15 protein-coding genes are annotated in these 14,525 nt (G+C 62.4%); 4 read left to right on the top strand and 11 right to left on the bottom strand.

All coding sequences use genetic code 11. From position 1 onward, the window contains the following. The first annotated feature begins 5 nt into the window (after positions 1-5). Positions 6-497, top strand: coding sequence for a CinA family protein (locus tag METAC_RS0105905; protein ID WP_026606311.1), 492 nt, complete (start codon positions 6-8; stop codon positions 495-497). On the opposite strand, the gene METAC_RS0105900 is transcribed toward METAC_RS0105905, so the two are convergent. Together METAC_RS0105900 and lipA are read right to left on the bottom strand one after the other, a co-directional pair. Further along, positions 494-982 carry a type II toxin-antitoxin system RatA family toxin gene (locus METAC_RS0105900; protein WP_026606310.1) on the bottom strand — a complete coding sequence of 163 codons (489 nt, stop codon included), beginning with the start codon at positions 980-982 and terminating at the stop codon, positions 494-496. The genes METAC_RS0105905 and METAC_RS0105900 overlap by 4 nt on opposite strands. A 138-nt stretch (positions 983-1,120) precedes the next feature. Further along, positions 1,121-2,107 carry a lipoyl synthase gene (lipA, locus tag METAC_RS0105895; protein ID WP_026606309.1) on the bottom strand — a complete coding sequence of 329 codons (987 nt, stop codon included), beginning with the start codon at positions 2,105-2,107 and terminating at the stop codon, positions 1,121-1,123. A gap of 185 nt (positions 2,108-2,292) precedes the next feature. Here lipA and METAC_RS0105890 point away from each other — a divergent pair, with 185 nt between their 5' ends. Beyond that, positions 2,293-2,502, top strand: coding sequence for a ChaB family protein (locus METAC_RS0105890; protein ID WP_026606308.1), 210 nt, complete (start codon positions 2,293-2,295; stop codon positions 2,500-2,502). 52 nt (positions 2,503-2,554) lie between these two features. Here METAC_RS0105890 and METAC_RS0105885 read toward each other — a convergent pair whose 3' ends face one another. The 9 genes from METAC_RS0105885 to eno all read right to left on the bottom strand — a co-directional run bounded on the left by METAC_RS0105885 (position 2,555) and on the right by eno (position 13,039). Next, positions 2,555-3,139 (bottom strand): hypothetical protein, encoded by a 585-nt coding sequence (locus METAC_RS0105885; protein WP_051335787.1) that lies wholly within the window; start codon positions 3,137-3,139, stop codon positions 2,555-2,557. Positions 3,140-3,161: 22 nt separating this feature from the next. Then, the gene (gene lpdA, locus METAC_RS0105880; RefSeq protein ID WP_026606306.1) at positions 3,162-4,604 is read right to left on the bottom strand and encodes a dihydrolipoyl dehydrogenase; all 1,443 of its coding nucleotides are present in this window, start codon (positions 4,602-4,604) and stop codon (positions 3,162-3,164) included. An 80-nt stretch (positions 4,605-4,684) separates the two neighbouring features. Beyond that, positions 4,685-6,010: a pyruvate dehydrogenase complex dihydrolipoamide acetyltransferase gene (locus METAC_RS0105875; protein ID WP_026606305.1), complete on the bottom strand. Its 1,326-nt coding sequence runs from the start codon at positions 6,008-6,010 to the stop codon at positions 4,685-4,687. A 180-nt stretch (positions 6,011-6,190) separates the two neighbouring features. After that, a complete protein-coding gene (locus METAC_RS0105870) occupies positions 6,191-7,588 on the bottom strand; it encodes a pyruvate dehydrogenase complex E1 component subunit beta (protein WP_026606304.1) in 1,398 nt (465 codons plus the stop codon). Between the two features lie 27 nt (positions 7,589-7,615). Beyond that, complete coding sequence (gene pdhA / locus METAC_RS0105865; RefSeq protein ID WP_026606303.1) at positions 7,616-8,650, bottom strand: pyruvate dehydrogenase (acetyl-transferring) E1 component subunit alpha; 1,035 nt, start codon at positions 8,648-8,650, stop codon at positions 7,616-7,618. 139 nt (positions 8,651-8,789) lie between these two features. Continuing rightward, positions 8,790-9,140 carry an FtsB family cell division protein gene (locus METAC_RS0105860; protein WP_342446939.1) on the bottom strand — a complete coding sequence of 117 codons (351 nt, stop codon included), beginning with the start codon at positions 9,138-9,140 and terminating at the stop codon, positions 8,790-8,792. Positions 9,141-9,186: 46 nt separating this feature from the next. Next, entirely contained in the window at positions 9,187-10,422 is a 1,236-nt protein-coding gene (locus METAC_RS0105855; RefSeq protein ID WP_026606301.1) for an anion transporter, read from the bottom strand. Next, on the bottom strand, positions 10,419-11,651 hold the full coding sequence (locus METAC_RS22535; protein WP_036255325.1) for an MFS transporter: 1,233 nt from the start codon (positions 11,649-11,651) through the stop codon (positions 10,419-10,421). The genes METAC_RS0105855 and METAC_RS22535 overlap by 4 nt, the downstream gene beginning before the upstream one ends. A gap of 104 nt (positions 11,652-11,755) precedes the next feature. Further along, positions 11,756-13,039, bottom strand: a complete 1,284-nt coding sequence (gene eno / locus METAC_RS0105845) for a phosphopyruvate hydratase (protein ID WP_026606300.1) — start codon at positions 13,037-13,039, stop codon at positions 11,756-11,758. Between the two features lie 190 nt (positions 13,040-13,229). Here eno and METAC_RS0105840 point away from each other — a divergent pair, with 190 nt between their 5' ends. Continuing rightward, positions 13,230-13,967: a lytic transglycosylase domain-containing protein gene (locus tag METAC_RS0105840; RefSeq protein WP_036255322.1), complete on the top strand. Its 738-nt coding sequence runs from the start codon at positions 13,230-13,232 to the stop codon at positions 13,965-13,967. 93 nt (positions 13,968-14,060) lie between these two features. Beyond that, positions 14,061-14,522 (top strand): preQ(1) synthase, encoded by a 462-nt coding sequence (queF, locus tag METAC_RS0105835; protein ID WP_026606298.1) that lies wholly within the window; start codon positions 14,061-14,063, stop codon positions 14,520-14,522. The last annotated feature ends 3 nt before the right edge of the window (positions 14,523-14,525 follow it).

Raw genomic sequence — 14,525 nt, 5'->3', positions numbered from 1 at the left:
GCGCCATGTTCGATCGAGATCTGCGAGACAGGGCTGCGGCGCTCATCACGCAGTGCCGCTCGGCAGGTTTGGCCTTGGCCACGGCTGAATCCTGCACCGGCGGCCTCGTCGCCGCTCTGATCACCGAGATCCCGGGCTCCTCCGACGTCTTCGAGCGCGGCTTCGTCACCTATTCCAATACGGCGAAAATCGAATCACTCGGCGTCGCCCCTATCCTCCTTGAAGCTTGTGGCGCGGTCAGCCCGGAGGTCGCCATCGCTATGGCGGCCGGCGCATTGGCGCATTCTCGCGCCGACATCGCCGTTTCCATCACCGGAATCGCCGGGCCTGGCGGAGGCTCGGCCGAAAAGCCGGTCGGCCTCGTCCATTTTGCCTACGGGCGCAAAGACCGCGAGATCATCGCCGTGGAAAGGCGCTTCGGCGATCTCGGGCGAGACGGCGTGCGCTTAGCCTCGCTTGCGCTGGCTCTTGAGCTGCTCCACAAGGCCGCGGCTTAAATTTCGGATCGGTGATTGAGCGACGCCGCTGGCGCCGCGCCATAGACGACATCCGCCCGGCGCTCGAAAGCATCTGCGAATTTCCGAAACGCCGCGTCGAACATGCCGCCCATCAACAGTCCGAGAGCGCGGCTCCTGAATTCATAGTCGATGTGGAAACCGATCTGACAGGCCCGTCCCTCGTCGAGATCGCGAAAGCTCCAACGATTTTGAAGATGCTTGAAGGGCCCGTCGATATATTCGACGAGGATCTCGAGCTGTGCTCGATCGCAGGTCACCCGACTCGTGAAGGTTTCGCGGATCGCCTTATAGCCGACCTGCATATCCGCGATCAGCATCACGACCTCATTCGCCTCCTTGCGGCGCTTCACGCGCAGGGCGAGGCAAAGCGGCACGAATTGCGGATAGGCCTCCACATTGGACACGAGTTCGAACATTTCGGCCGCGCTGTGGCGGACCTTGTGGATCGTCTGAAAGGAAGGCACGCGGCGTCACAGCATAAGATTGAGGCCACGCGTTTCGGCGCTCGGCCAAGGGGTTAAGCTCGACTTTAGGAGGCAATGCTCTAGAGCATGTTCCGGAAAAGTCGAACGACTTTTTCGGTCAGAACATGCGGCGTCTCGTTAGAGCTCGATCTGTTCAGGCGGGGCGTCACGACGCCAGCGCCGCGCCTGCAGCCGAGCGAAATCCTCCCCAGCATGGTGAGACGAGCGGGTCAGCGGCGAGGCCGAGACGAGGAGAAACCCCTTGGCGAGGGCATGGCTCGCATAGCCGGCGAATTCCTCCGGCTCGACGAAACGCGCGACGGAATGGTGCTTTTTGGTCGGTTGGAGATATTGGCCGATGGTCAGGAAATCCACATCCGCCACGCGAAGATCATCCATGAGCTGCAGGACTTCATGGCGCTCTTCGCCGAGGCCGACCATGATTCCGGACTTGGTGAACATTTCCGGGTCGAGCTCCTTGACCCGCTGCAAGAGCCGGACTGAGTGGAAATAGCGGGCGCCGGGACGGACGTCGAGATATTTCGAAGGCACAGTCTCTAGATTATGATTGAACACGTCTGGCTTGGCGGCGACGACCGTCTCCAGCGCGCCCGGCTTGCGCAGAAAATCGGGCGTCAGAACCTCAATCGTCGCCGCGCTCGCGGCGCGAATGGCTCTGATCACCTCGGCGAAATGCCCTGCCCCGCCATCGGCGAGATCGTCGCGATCGACGGAAGTAATGACGACATGGGAGAGGCCGAGCTTGGCGACGGCGTCGGCGACAGAGGCCGGCTCGCTGGGATCGAGCGCGCGCGGCAGTCCAGTCTTGACGTTGCAGAAGGCGCAGGCCCGCGTGCAGGTGTCGCCCATGATCATGAAGGTCGCGTGCTTTTTAGCCCAACACTCGCCGATGTTCGGGCACCCCGCCTCCTCGCAGACGGTGACGAGGCCATGCTTCTTCACGATCGCGCGGGTCTCAGCCCATTGCGGCGAATTTGGCGCTTTCACCCTGATCCAGTCGGGCTTGCGCGGCGCGGGCTGGTCCGGCCGATGCGCCTTTTCAGGATGGCGCAGGGGAACATCGAGGCCACGGCTCGGGCGAAGCACATCGGAGTCCAAAGCCATGTGTCATTTTCTCCATGACCGCGCAGTCCGAGGCGCGCCGAGCGGCTCATTACGCTCCACAAAGATAAGTGGGCGTCACGCAAAATTCACCTACCTATAGCGACATCGCATCGATTGACGCTCCGAGCGCAGGCGAAGTGTTGGCCAACGCCCAAAAGCGCCGCATTCACTTTCGAGTCGTCCCAATGCCCTATCCAAGCAACGACGACCTGCCGCCCTCCGTGCGCGATCATCTGCCGGCACATGCGCAGGATATTTTTCGCGCCGCGTTCAACAGCGCCTATGAAGAATATCGAGACGATCGGCGCCAGGAAGAAATCGCCTTTCGGGTCGCCTGGGCGGCCGTCAAGAAGAGCTATCACAAGGCCGGCGAAACCTGGCTGCCAAGCTCGTAGAGCCACGCGTTCAGGCGCGCCTATCGACGATCCACGTCCGGAGGCCGCGCGGTCAAAACTGGCATTCCTTGGGCAGCTTTTCATCCGACCAATCGGCGAGCTTGATCGGCGCAAGCTTGCCTTCGATCGGCTTGCCGTTGCGAGTCCCTTTGCCCGAGAGAAGGTTGAGATCGCAAGCGCCTCCGGCCTTGAGATCGATCGTGTCCCTTGCCGTATAGGCGATCCCGCCAATGAGAAACGCGTTGTTGCGATAAACGACGGTCAGGGTTTGGCTCCATCTGTCCCGGCCAACGCCCTCGTTTTCCGATTTGATGAGCAGCGATCCTTTGCCATTGACGTCGAGCGAAGGGAGTTGACCCCACATGGCCCCGCTGAAGACCAGGTTCTTCTTGAGCTCCGCAAGCGTCCAACTACGTTCGGAGTCCGCCTCGTCCTTGACGAGATAAATATAGAGATCGGCGCCGTCATCCGCATTCTGCACCAGCACCGCGCGATCTTGCTGTCCACCGCCGGCAAAATCCAAGGTGACGGCGGAGAGCACATTCGCGAAATTCGGCGCCTCAGCGAGCGCCGGCGAGGAAGCACGCCAACATGCGACGGCGAGTGCAAAACCAAGAGCCAAATGGCGAGCCGTCATCTCAACCTCCAACTTCAGCGCGTCACATGTGGATGACTCGTCCATAGGCGTCGAGCACGCTTTCATGCATGGTCTCCGAAATTGTCGGATGCGGGAAGATTGAATTGATCAGTTCCACTTCAGTCGTCTCGCAATTCATGGCGACGACAAAGCCCTGAATCAATTCGGTGACCTCGGCGCCAACCATATGGGCGCCGAGTAGCTTGCCAGAGCTGGCGTCGAAAATTGTCTTCACGAGCCCGTCCGGCTCGCCAAGCGCGATCGCCTTGCCATTGCCGATGAACGGGAAGCGGCCGATCCGGATTTGGAAGCCCGCCTCCTTCGCTTTGGCCTCGGTGAGGCCGACCGAAGCCACCTGCGGATTGCAATAGGTGCAGCCGGGGATCATCGATTTATCGAGTGGGTGCGGACCCAGGCCCTTGATCGCCTCGACGCAGATCACACCTTCATGCTCGGCCTTATGGGCGAGCATGGGGGGACCCGCGACATCGCCGATGGCGTAGAGTCCGGCCAAATTGGTGCGGCCGAAGCCATCGGTCTTGATGAGGCCCCGCTCCAGGGCGAGGCCGAGCTTTTCAAGCCCGAGATTTTCGACATTGCCGACGACGCCAACGGCCGAAATCATACGCTCGGCGGCGAGCGTTTGGACCGGGCCGCCCGCTTCCTCCGCCGTCGCCACGAGCCCGTCGGCCTGCTTCTCGATCTTCGTCACCTTGGCGGAAGTGAGGAACTTGATCCCCTGCTTTTCGAATTGCTTGCGGGCGAAGGCGGCGATCTCGGCGTCCTCGACCGGCAGGATCTGCGGAAGCACCTCGACGACGGTCACCTCGGCGCCCATGGTGCGATAGAAGGACGCGAATTCAATTCCGATCGCGCCCGAGCCCATCACGAGAAGCGATTTTGGAAATTTTTCGGGAACCATGGCCTCGAAATACGTCCAGACCAGCCGGCGGTCCGGCTCGAGGCCGGGCAGTACGCGCGGCCGCGCGCCGGTGGCGATGATGATGTTCTTGGCCTGATAGGACCCCGCGCCGAGAACGCCCTTCGGAACCGGCGCCTGCGGCTGCATCGGCGATTTTTTTGAGGGGCGGACGAGGACCTCGCCGGGTTTGACGATCTCCGCCTCGCCCCAGATGACGTCGACCTTGTTCTTCTTGAGGAGAAAGCCCACGCCGCTATTGAGCTGCCCCGAGACGGCGCGGGAGCGCTTGACGATCGCGGCCGGATCGAAGCCGATCCTGCCTTCGATCGTGAGGCCATAATCCTTGGCGTGCGCCAAATAATGATAGATTTCGGCGGAGCGGAGCAACGCCTTGGTCGGGATGCAGCCCCAGTTCAGGCAGATGCCGCCCAAATGCTCGCGCTCAACGAGCGCGGTCTTGAAGCCAAGCTGCGCCGCGCGGATCGCGGCGACATAGCCGCCGGGTCCGCCTCCGATGATCAGAATGTCGTAAGGGCTCGCCACGGACGCCTCGCTGATGCATGTCCCAAATTCGGGGGCCTCCGCGCGGACAAGCCGGCGCGGAAGCGGTCTGACGTCGTCGCCTAAACCAGCATCCCCATCGGATTCTCGATCAGACTCTTGAAGACGGCGAGAAGCTCCGCCCCCAAAGCGCCGTCGATCGCGCGATGATCGGTCGAAAGGGTCACGCTCATGAGCGTGGCGACCGCCAGCGCGCCCTTCTCCACCACCGCCCGTTGCTCCGCCGCGCCGACGGCGAGGATGGAAGCCTGCGGCGGATTGATGATGGCGGAGAAATTCTTGATCCCCACCATGCCGAGATTGGAGACCGAGGCCGAGCCGCCCTGATATTCCGCAGGCTTTAACTTGCGCGCGCGCGCGCGCGCCGCGAGATCCTTCATCTCATTGGAAATGACGGAGAGCGTCTTGCTCTCGGCGCCGCGAACGATGGGCGTGATCAAGCCGCCCGGGATGGCGACCGCCACGCCGACATCGGCGGAGTGATGCTTCAGCATGGCGGTTTCGGTCCAAGTCACATTGGCGTCCGGCACGCGAATCAACGCCAGCGCCAAGGCTTTGATGATGAAATCATTGACCGAGATTTTATAGGCCGGCGCCCCGTCCTTGTCCTTGGGCGCGACTGAATTGATCGCTTCGCGCAGGCTCAAAAGCGCATCGAGGCGACAATCGATCGAAAGGTAGAAATGCGGGATCGTCTGGCTCGCTTCGACGAGCCGCCGCGCGATCGTCCGGCGCATGGAATCATGCGGAATTTCGTCAAAGGAGCCGGGCGCGAAATTTGATTTGATCATGTCGCCGCGCGCTGAGGGCTCGCCTGCCGGCGCCTGGCTCATCGGGGCCGATGTCGGGCGCGCTTCTTCGGCGGGAGCCGGCGCCGAGGGCCGCGCCAGAGCCGTCTTCACGTCGCGCTCGACGATGCGGCCATGCGGCCCAGACCCCGTCACGCCGGCGAGATCGAGCCCCGCCTCCTTGGCGATGCGGCGCGCCAGCGGGGAGGCGAAAAGGCGAGGTCCGGCCTCGCCGTTGTGAGAGGGCGCGGACGCCGGAGCCGGGGCCCTCTCCAAGCGCGGCTCAGGCTCAGTTGGCGCAGCGCTGGGGGCGGCCGCGACCGACGGCTGCGGCGATGCGACCTCGCCGGCCTCCTCGCCCTCCTCTGCGATCAAGCCGATAACGTCATTGACCGGCACGTTGGCGGTCCCTTCGGGCACGACGATCTTGGCGAGAATCCCTTCGTCGACCGCCTCCACCTCCATGGTCGCTTTGTCGGTCTCGATCTCGGCGAGCACGTCGCCTGATCTGACCTTATCGCCTTCCTTCTTCAGCCAGCGGACGAGATTGCCCTTCTCCATGGTGGGCGACAGCGCGGGCATGAGAATATTGGCGGGCATGGTGGCTCATTTCATCGTGAGTGATCGGCGAGTTCTACACGATGCAGACCGTGCTCTATCTGCACGTCGCCTACGCAGCCTCGGACCTTGCGAATATCCGACTTCACATCGGCGGGATCCGACTGGATAGGCCGAAGAATTTCGAGAATGCGCTCGTCTCGTCGCTCGGCCATGCGCGTCCTATCGGTAGCAAACGGCTTTCGCGGCGGCGACGACCTCCGCGACACTCGGCAAAGCCAGTTTTTCGAGATTGGCCGCATAGGGCATGGGGGCGTCTCGTCCGGCTACGCGCATGACCGGCGCGTCGAGATAGTCGAAGGCCTCCTCCATGAGCCGCGCGACGATTTCCGCGCCGACGCCGCTTTGCGGCCAGCCCTCCTCGACCGTGACGCAGCGACCGGTCTTTTTGACCGATTCGATAATTGTGGCGCTGTCCATCGGGCGGATCGTGCGGAGATCCACGACCTCGGCGTCGAGGCCTTCCTTCTCCAATTCGGCGGCCGCCTGCAGCGCATAGGTCATCCCTATGCCGAAGGAGACGATGGTCACATGCTCTCCTTTGCGCGCGATGCGGGCCTTTCCGATCGGGACCAGAAAATCGTCGAGCTTCGGCACTTCGAACGTGTGCCCATAGAGGATTTCGTTTTCGAGAAAAATAACGGGGTTCGGATCGCGAATGGCGCTCTTGAGCAGGCCCTTGGCGTCGGCGGCTGTATAGGGCGCGACAACCTTGAGGCCAGGCACATGGGAAAACCAGGCGGCGTAATCCTGGCTATGTTGCGCCGCCACCCGCGCCGCCGCGCCGTTGGGGCCGCGAAAAACGATTGGGCAGCTCATCTGGCCGCCGGACATATAGTGAGTCTTAGCGGCCGAATTGATGATCTGATCCATCGCCTGCATAGCGAAATTGAAGGTCATGAACTCGACGATCGGGCGCAGGCCGGCCATGGCTGCCCCCACTCCGAGGCCCGCGAAACCATGTTCCGTGATCGGCGTGTCGACGACGCGCTTCGCGCCGAATTCCTGCAAGAGGCCTTGCGTGACCTTGTAAGCACCTTGATATTCGGCGACCTCCTCGCCGAGAACGAAAACATTCTCGTCGCGGCGCATTTCCTCGGCCATGGCGTCGCGCAACGCTTCGCGCACAGTCATGGTCTCCATGACCGCGCCTTCCGGAACTTCAGGCGCCTCGGGCGGCGGCGCGGCGTGAACCGTCGCAGGAACAGAAGCCGCCGTGGCGACCGCAGGCGGCGGCGGAGCGCCCTTTTGAGCGGCGTCTTTCCCTTTTGCCGCCTGAGTCGCGTCGCTGGCGACGTTGAGGCGCGAAGCATCCTCCCCATCGGCGGCGATGACGGCGATCGGCGTATTGACCGCGACATTATCGGAGCCCTCGGGCACGAGGATCTTGGCCAGAGTGCCTTCGTCGATGGCCTCGACCTCCATCGTCGCCTTATCGGTCTCGATCTCGGCGAGAATGTCGCCGGAGCGCACGGCGTCGCCTTCCTTCTTCAGCCATTTCGCGAGCTTGCCTTGCTCCATGGTCGGCGAAAGCGCGGGCATCAGAACATTGGTCGCCATGTCTTGTCCTTGAAATGGCCGCGCCCGTCAGAGCAGCACGTCCGTCCAGAGTTCGGCTGGATCTGGCTCTTGATCATGCGAAGCGAAATCGGCGGCCTCCGCCACGACCTTGCGAATCTCGGCGTCGATCTCCTTCAACTCCTCCTCGCTCGCCTGCTTGCCGGCGATGAGGCGCGCGCGCACCTGCTCGATCGGATCGTGCTCCTCGCGCATTTTCTGCACTTCTTCTTTGGGACGATATTTCGCCGGGTCGGACATGGAATGACCGCGATAACGATAGGTCTGCATCTCGAGGATGATCGGCCCATTGCCGGCTCTGCACCATTGCGCCGCGCGATCGCCGGCGGCCTTCACCGCGCGCACATCCATGCCGTCGACCTGCTCGCCAGGAATGTTGAACGACTGGCCGCGCTTGGAAAAGTCCGTAAGCGCCGAGGATCTCGCGACCGATGTGCCCATGGCATAGAGATTGTTCTCGACGACATAGATAACCGGCAGCTTCCAGAGCTCGGCCATGTTGAAGCTCTCGTAGACTTGCCCCTGATTGGCTGCGCCGTCGCCGAAATAGGTGAAGGAGACATTGTCATTGCCGAGATAACGATCGGCGAAAGCGAGCCCGGTGCCGAGAGGAACTTGCGCCCCGACGATCCCATGGCCGCCGAAAAATCCCTTCGCGCGCGAGAACATATGCATGGAGCCGCCCTTGCCCTTGGAGGCGCCGCCGCGCCGTCCGGTCAGTTCCGCCATGACGGCTTTCGGGTCCATGCCGCAGGCGAGCATATGGCCATGGTCGCGATAGCTGGAGATCGTCTGATCGCCCTCCTTCGCGGCCATCCGCATGCCGACTGCGATCGCTTCCTGGCCGATGTAGAGATGGCAGAAGCCGCCGATGAGCCCCATGCCATACATCTGACCCGCCTTTTCCTCGAAACGGCGAATGAGCAACATCTCGCGATAGGCGGCGAGTTCTTCGTCTTTCGTGAATGCGGGGATCTTCGGCGCCGAGGCGGAAGATTTCCGCGGCGCAGCCTTGGCGCGGGCGGTGGAAGAGGCAGCGGCCATGGGAGATCCCGGGGTGCGGGCGAAACAACTGAGCAGCAATGGGAAAATAGCGCAGCTCGCTGGTAAAAGCGAGCCTTTGAGCCTGTTCCCGAGAAGTTGACCGAGGCTTGCGAGACCGTCGGGAACGGCCGGGCGGAGCTCAGTGCGCCTGAGGCCTGCTTGGCAACATGATGACGAGATCGTTGCGGTCCACGCGGCCGAGAAGAGACCGAACCTCGTCCTCGAGAATATCGCGGTCGATGGTCTGTCCCCGCATCAGAGCGATCTTGCGGCTCCAGACCGAGCGCTCTTGTTGCAAGCCGCGCAATTCCTCGCGCAGCTGCGCAATGCGCTGCTCATATTGATCCTTGGTCTTCAGGCCGCGCTCGCCGTTCACCGCATGCCAGATGAAATAGCCGGCGACGGCGCCCGACACGCAGTAGAGGCAAAGAGGATAGAGAACCGCGCGCACGCGCCTGCGGGTGACCATGGCTTTATGATCGCCGCTCAAGGTTAGCGAGTCGTTAAAAGGGTCATCAAAATTGGCGTGCGCTTTGTCAGCGCGAGAGATGCCATGCGCCAAAGGCGAGGCTCAAAGCCGTCAATGGCAAGCCGACGCGCAAATGCGCTAGGAATGAAATCCGGATTCCGGCGGCTTTCGCCTGCTCCGCGACGATGAGATTCGCGACGGAGCCGATCAACGTCAAATTGCCGGACAGGGTCGAGGCCATGGCGACGACGAGCCATGCGCGATGCGGGTCGGGCAAGGCCGCGACAAAGGGCTTTAGGGCCAGAACGGCGGGGACATTGCTGACGAGATTGGAGAGCACCGCCGTCGCAGCGGTGAGGCTCCACGGGTTGTCGAGGTGAAGCCGAGCGACCGCCGCGACGACCGGTTCCGAAAAAAGATATTTCTCGGCCGCGGCGACGACGACGAAGAGCCCGGCGAACATCAACAGCAGCCTCCCGTCGATTTGAGCATAAATTTTCTGCGGATTCACCGCGCGCGACAGGAGCAGCACCGCGCCGCCCACGATCGCCGCCTCGGCGATCGGAACGCCGACAAAAAAGGCGATGACGACGCAAATGCTGACGATAAGACCTTTGCCAATCTGGCGCACATGACGTCGCGGCCGCGGCTGTCCGCCGGCGACGCCGAAAGGCGTTCGGAATTCGCGGACGTAAGCAAGGCCGATGAGTCCTGCGGCCAACGCCAGGCCAACGGCCGCCACGGGCGCGAGCCGGGCGGCGAAATCGGCATAAGGGATCTGCGATGCGATCCCGATGATCATGTTCTGCGGATTCCCGGTGATCGTCGCGACGCCTCCCGCGTTCGAGGCCATTGCGACCGCGAGCAGATAGGGTATGGGGTTGCGCCGTAAGACCCGCGCGATCTCGATCGCGAGCGGCGTCATCACCAGGCAAATCGCATCATTGACGAGAAAGGCCGAGAAAAAGCCGGTGACGGCGACGATCGCCGCCAAAAGCATGAGCGGCCCCCACGCGCGCCGGATCGCAAAACGGCTCGCGAGCTCAAAGAAGCCCGAGACCCGCAAATGCCCGACGATGATCATCATGCCGAGCAACAAGGCGATCGTATCGAGATCGATGGCCTTGAAGGCGTCTTCTAGACTCAGCGCGCCCAGCGAGATCATCAGGCACGCGCCGAGCAACGCGATGCCTGCGCGATCGATTCGCAAGCCGGGGATGCGGCCGAGCGCGACGCCGAGATAGGTCGCGGCGAAGACGACCGCCGCGGCGGCCATGCGCCAGTCGACGTCTGTCAGCGTCATTGGACAAACGCTGGCGTGGCCTTTTTCGGCCCACGCTGATCCGGCGGCAGCGTTTCGCGCATGCCGAATAAATATGTGAGGAACCCAATGGCGGCGATCGACGCAAGGACAAGAAATGCCGCGGAATAGCCCGCCTGGGTCACGACAGTCTCGGCCAGGACGACGCTGAACGCCGCGCCCAAGCCTTGCGCGGTTATGACGGCGCCTTGCGCCAGATTGAAATGGCCGGTTCCTCTCGTCAGATCTGCGACGATGAGCGGGAAAAGCGCGCCATAGAGTCCGGCGCCGACTCCATCGAGGCTTTGCACCGCGAACAAGTAAAAGCGATCGTCGGACAAGGTGTAAAGGTAGCCGCGTAAGGCGAGCATGCCGAATCCCACGAGAAACAGGGGTTTTCGACCCCAAACATCCGCCCTTCGGCCTACAAGCATGGCCATGGGCGTCATGACGATCTGAGCCGCGACGATGCAGCCAGACATGAGGGCCGTCCCCTCATTCGTGTTCTGCAAGGCTAATTTCTGGCCCACCAAGGGCAGCATGGCCGCATTCGCCAGATGAAACGTCACGCAGCAAAGGCAGAAGATCAAAAGGCTCCGGTTGGTCAAAAGCACGCGAAGAGTCGAAGGCTTGTCGGCCGATTCCGAATCGCCGTCATGCAGCCCGCGAGCGCGATCATGGTCGATCGCCTCCGGCCTGATGGTCATGACGCTGGCAATCGAAAGCAGAGCCATGCCTGCGATGACGTAGAAGACGACGGACGGGCCGTAGCTCCAGGCGAAAACGCCGGCAAGCGTCGCCGCGAATGCATTGCCTGCATGATTGAAGGCCTCGTTACGGCCGATGCGGCGCGTGAAGGCCTTCGGCCCCAGAATACCCAGAGTGATTGCGGCGATCGTCGGACCGAAGAAGGCTTCCGCGGCGTTGGCTGCGGCTTGCGATCCCGCCACCGGGATGAATGAAGGCATGAAGGGAAGAATGACCGAAGCGCCGGTCACGATGACGGCTGCTGCGATAATGATCGCGCGCTTGGCGTGGCTGGCGTCGGTAATCGCGCCCGCCGGCGTCTGCGCGAGCAGGCCGACCGCGACGCCGATGCTCATGACCAGGCCGATCTTGTCCTCGCTCCAGCTGCGCTCCGTCAAAAGATAGATCGCCAGATAGGGTCCGAGGCCTTGGCGGACGTCGGCAAGGAAGAAATTCAGGGCGTCGAGCGATTGTTCATAGCGCATCGGAGATTGCCCGAGAGCAGAAGCTCAATGCGCGTCAAATGCGCGACGCCTTGAAAGTTCCAACCTTCACGCCCTGGCTAGACGACAGGCGGCGTCGGGGCCTATCAGGCCAGCGCCTTGAACGCGCCCTCGCCAGCGTAGCGCGCCTGCGAGCCGAGCTCCTCCTCGATGCGGATCAGCTGATTATATTTTGCGAGCCGTTCCGAGCGTGAAAGCGAGCCGGTCTTGATTTGACCCGCGTTGGTCGCGACGGCGAGATCGGCGATGGTCGAATCCTCGGTCTCGCCGGAGCGATGCGAGATTACCGCCGTGTAGCCCGCCCGCTGCGCCATATCGACGGCGTCGAGCGTTTCCGTCAAAGTGCCGATCTGATTGACCTTGATCAGAATGGAATTAGCGACGCCTTTTTTGATGCCGTCCGCAAGGCGCGCGACATTGGTGACGAAGAGATCGTCGCCCACCAGCTGACACTTGGCGCCGATGAGATCGGTCAGGATCTTCCAGCCTTGCCAGTCGTCCTCGGCCATGGCGTCCTCGATCGAGACGATCGGATAGTCGGATTGCAGCTTGGCCAAATATTGCGCCTGCTCCTCCGCCGAGCGCGTCTTGCCTTCTCCAGCGTAGACATATTTGCCGTCCTTGAAGAATTCGGTCGCGGCGCAATCGAGGCCGAGCGCGATATCTTGGCCGGGCTTGAAGCCGGCTTCCTCGATGGCCTTGAGGAGGAAGTCGAGCGCGGATTCGGCGGTCGGCAGGTTCGGCGCGAAGCCACCTTCGTCGCCGACATTCGTGTTGTGGCCGGCCTTTTTCAGCGCGCCTTTCAAGACATGGAAGACCTCGGCGCCCCAGCGGACGGCGTCCTGGAAGGAAGGCGCGCCTAAAGGCAGGATCATGAATTCCTGGAAGTCGATCGGGTTGTCGGCATGGGCGCCGCCGTTGATGACGTTCATTTGCGGCGTCGGCAGGACGCGCGCCTGGACCCCGCCGATATAGCGATAGAGCGGAAGCCCCGACACATCCGCCGCCGCCTTGGCGACGGCTAGCGAGACCCCGAGAATGGCGTTGGCCCCGAGCTTGGACTTGTTCGGCGTTCCGTCGAGATCGATCATGACTTCGTCAATCTTGCCTTGATCCTCGGCGTCGAGACCGCTCAAGGCCTCGAAAATGTCGCGATTAACGGCCTCTACGGCCTTCAGGACGCCTTTGCCGGCGTAGCGCTTCTTGTCGCCGTCGCGCAGCTCCACCGCCTCATGCGCGCCGGTCGAGGCGCCGGACGGCACGGCGGCGCGGCCGGCGGAGCCGTCCTCCAGCGTGACCTCGACTTCGACAGTGGGATTGCCGCGGCTGTCCAGGATTTCACGCGCGGCAATGTCGATGATCGCGGTCATAGCAGTTCCTTTTGCAATGGCGTCGGTTGGGGTAAGCTGTTTACGACGAAGCCGCGCCAGAAAAAAGGGCTTCGTCCCATCGACGAAAGATCACGTTAAAGGATTTGATAAAGAGATCTCATCATCAAATTCGCACGCTGGAGCGCGGGGACGCCGGGTGATTCCAGGAAGAGCCATAGACTTCGCTATTATGGGCCTTCTCTTCGGCGGCTTGATGACGCTGTCGGAGATCGCCGCCGCCGAAGGCGATCCGCCCCAGCCGCCAGCGCGGCCGAGCGAAGCGACCAACGCGCTTAAGGCTGTCCGTGGCGCGGCGGAAAGCGTCGACGCCGCCGAGGCACGGAATCCAGATGCGCGGTACGTCTATCGCGCGCTTCTGAAAAAGGAAGCCGAAAAGCGTGGATTGCCGCTCGACATAGCCGATTCGGTCATGGCGATCGAGAGCGGCTATGACCCTTCCGCTATCGGAACCGCCGGCGAGATCGGCCTGATGCAGGTCATGCCCTCCACGGCCGCAATGCTGGGATTCAAGGGAGACGATGTCGAGTTGGCGAAGCCAGAGGTGAATATTCGCTTCGGCGTGGCCTATCTCGCCGAAGCCTGGCGGCTCGCCAATGGCGATCTCTGCCGAGCCCTGATGAAATATCGCGCCGGCCATGGCGAGGAGGAAATGTCGGCCCTTTCTATCGCCTATTGCGGTCGCGCGCGGGCGCATCTGGCGGCGATCGGCTCTTCTTTTGCGAATGGCGTTTCGGTCCCGATCGCGCTCGACTGGGCTGAACCCCGCCCTCGCCCGCAAGCGGCGAGACGCGGTCCACGCATCAGGACCGCTGCCGTGAGCCGCGCCTTTTGGGCGGCCCATGACGCGAGGGTCAAGGCGATCACGGCCCGGATCGAGGCCAAATGGCGGAAGATGGCGTCGCGCTGAAGCATCCGCTTGACGCGTTCTCACTCAAGCCTGCAATTGTGGATTTTTGTCTCACGCTGAACGGGGTGAGACGCCGTCCGCGAAGGCTGAGAGATGGTCAAGTTTCACACGGGCGCGAGTCTTCTCGGGCATCAGGTCGAGGCCCCACGCGGGCCGGATGAAGCGACGCTCGAGCGCGTGCCCAATCCCCATCCCGGTGAGACTTATATTGCTCGCTTCACGGCGCCGGAATTCACCTCGCTCTGCCCGGTGACCGGCCAACCGGATTTCGCGCATCTGGTGATCGATTATCTTCCCGGGGCCTGGCTCGTCGAATCGAAGTCCCTGAAGCTCTATCTCACGTCTTTTCGCAACCATGGCGCTTTCCACGAGGATTGCACCTTGAGGATCGGCAAGGATCTGGTCGCCCTGCTCGAGCCGCGATGGTTCCGCATCGGCGGCTATTGGTTTCCGCGAGGGGGAATCCCCATCGACGTGTTTTGGGCTACGGGCGAATTGCCGGCGGGAACATGGCTGCCGGACCAAGCGGTGCCGCCCTATCGGGGGCGGGGGTGAGCC

Origin of the sequence: Methylocapsa acidiphila B2 (genome assembly GCF_000427445.1) — a bacterium.
GTDB lineage: Bacteria > Pseudomonadota > Alphaproteobacteria > Rhizobiales > Beijerinckiaceae > Methylocapsa > Methylocapsa acidiphila.
The sequence above is the reverse complement of the archived record's forward strand: the minus strand, read 5'-3'. Positions and strand labels throughout refer to the sequence as shown.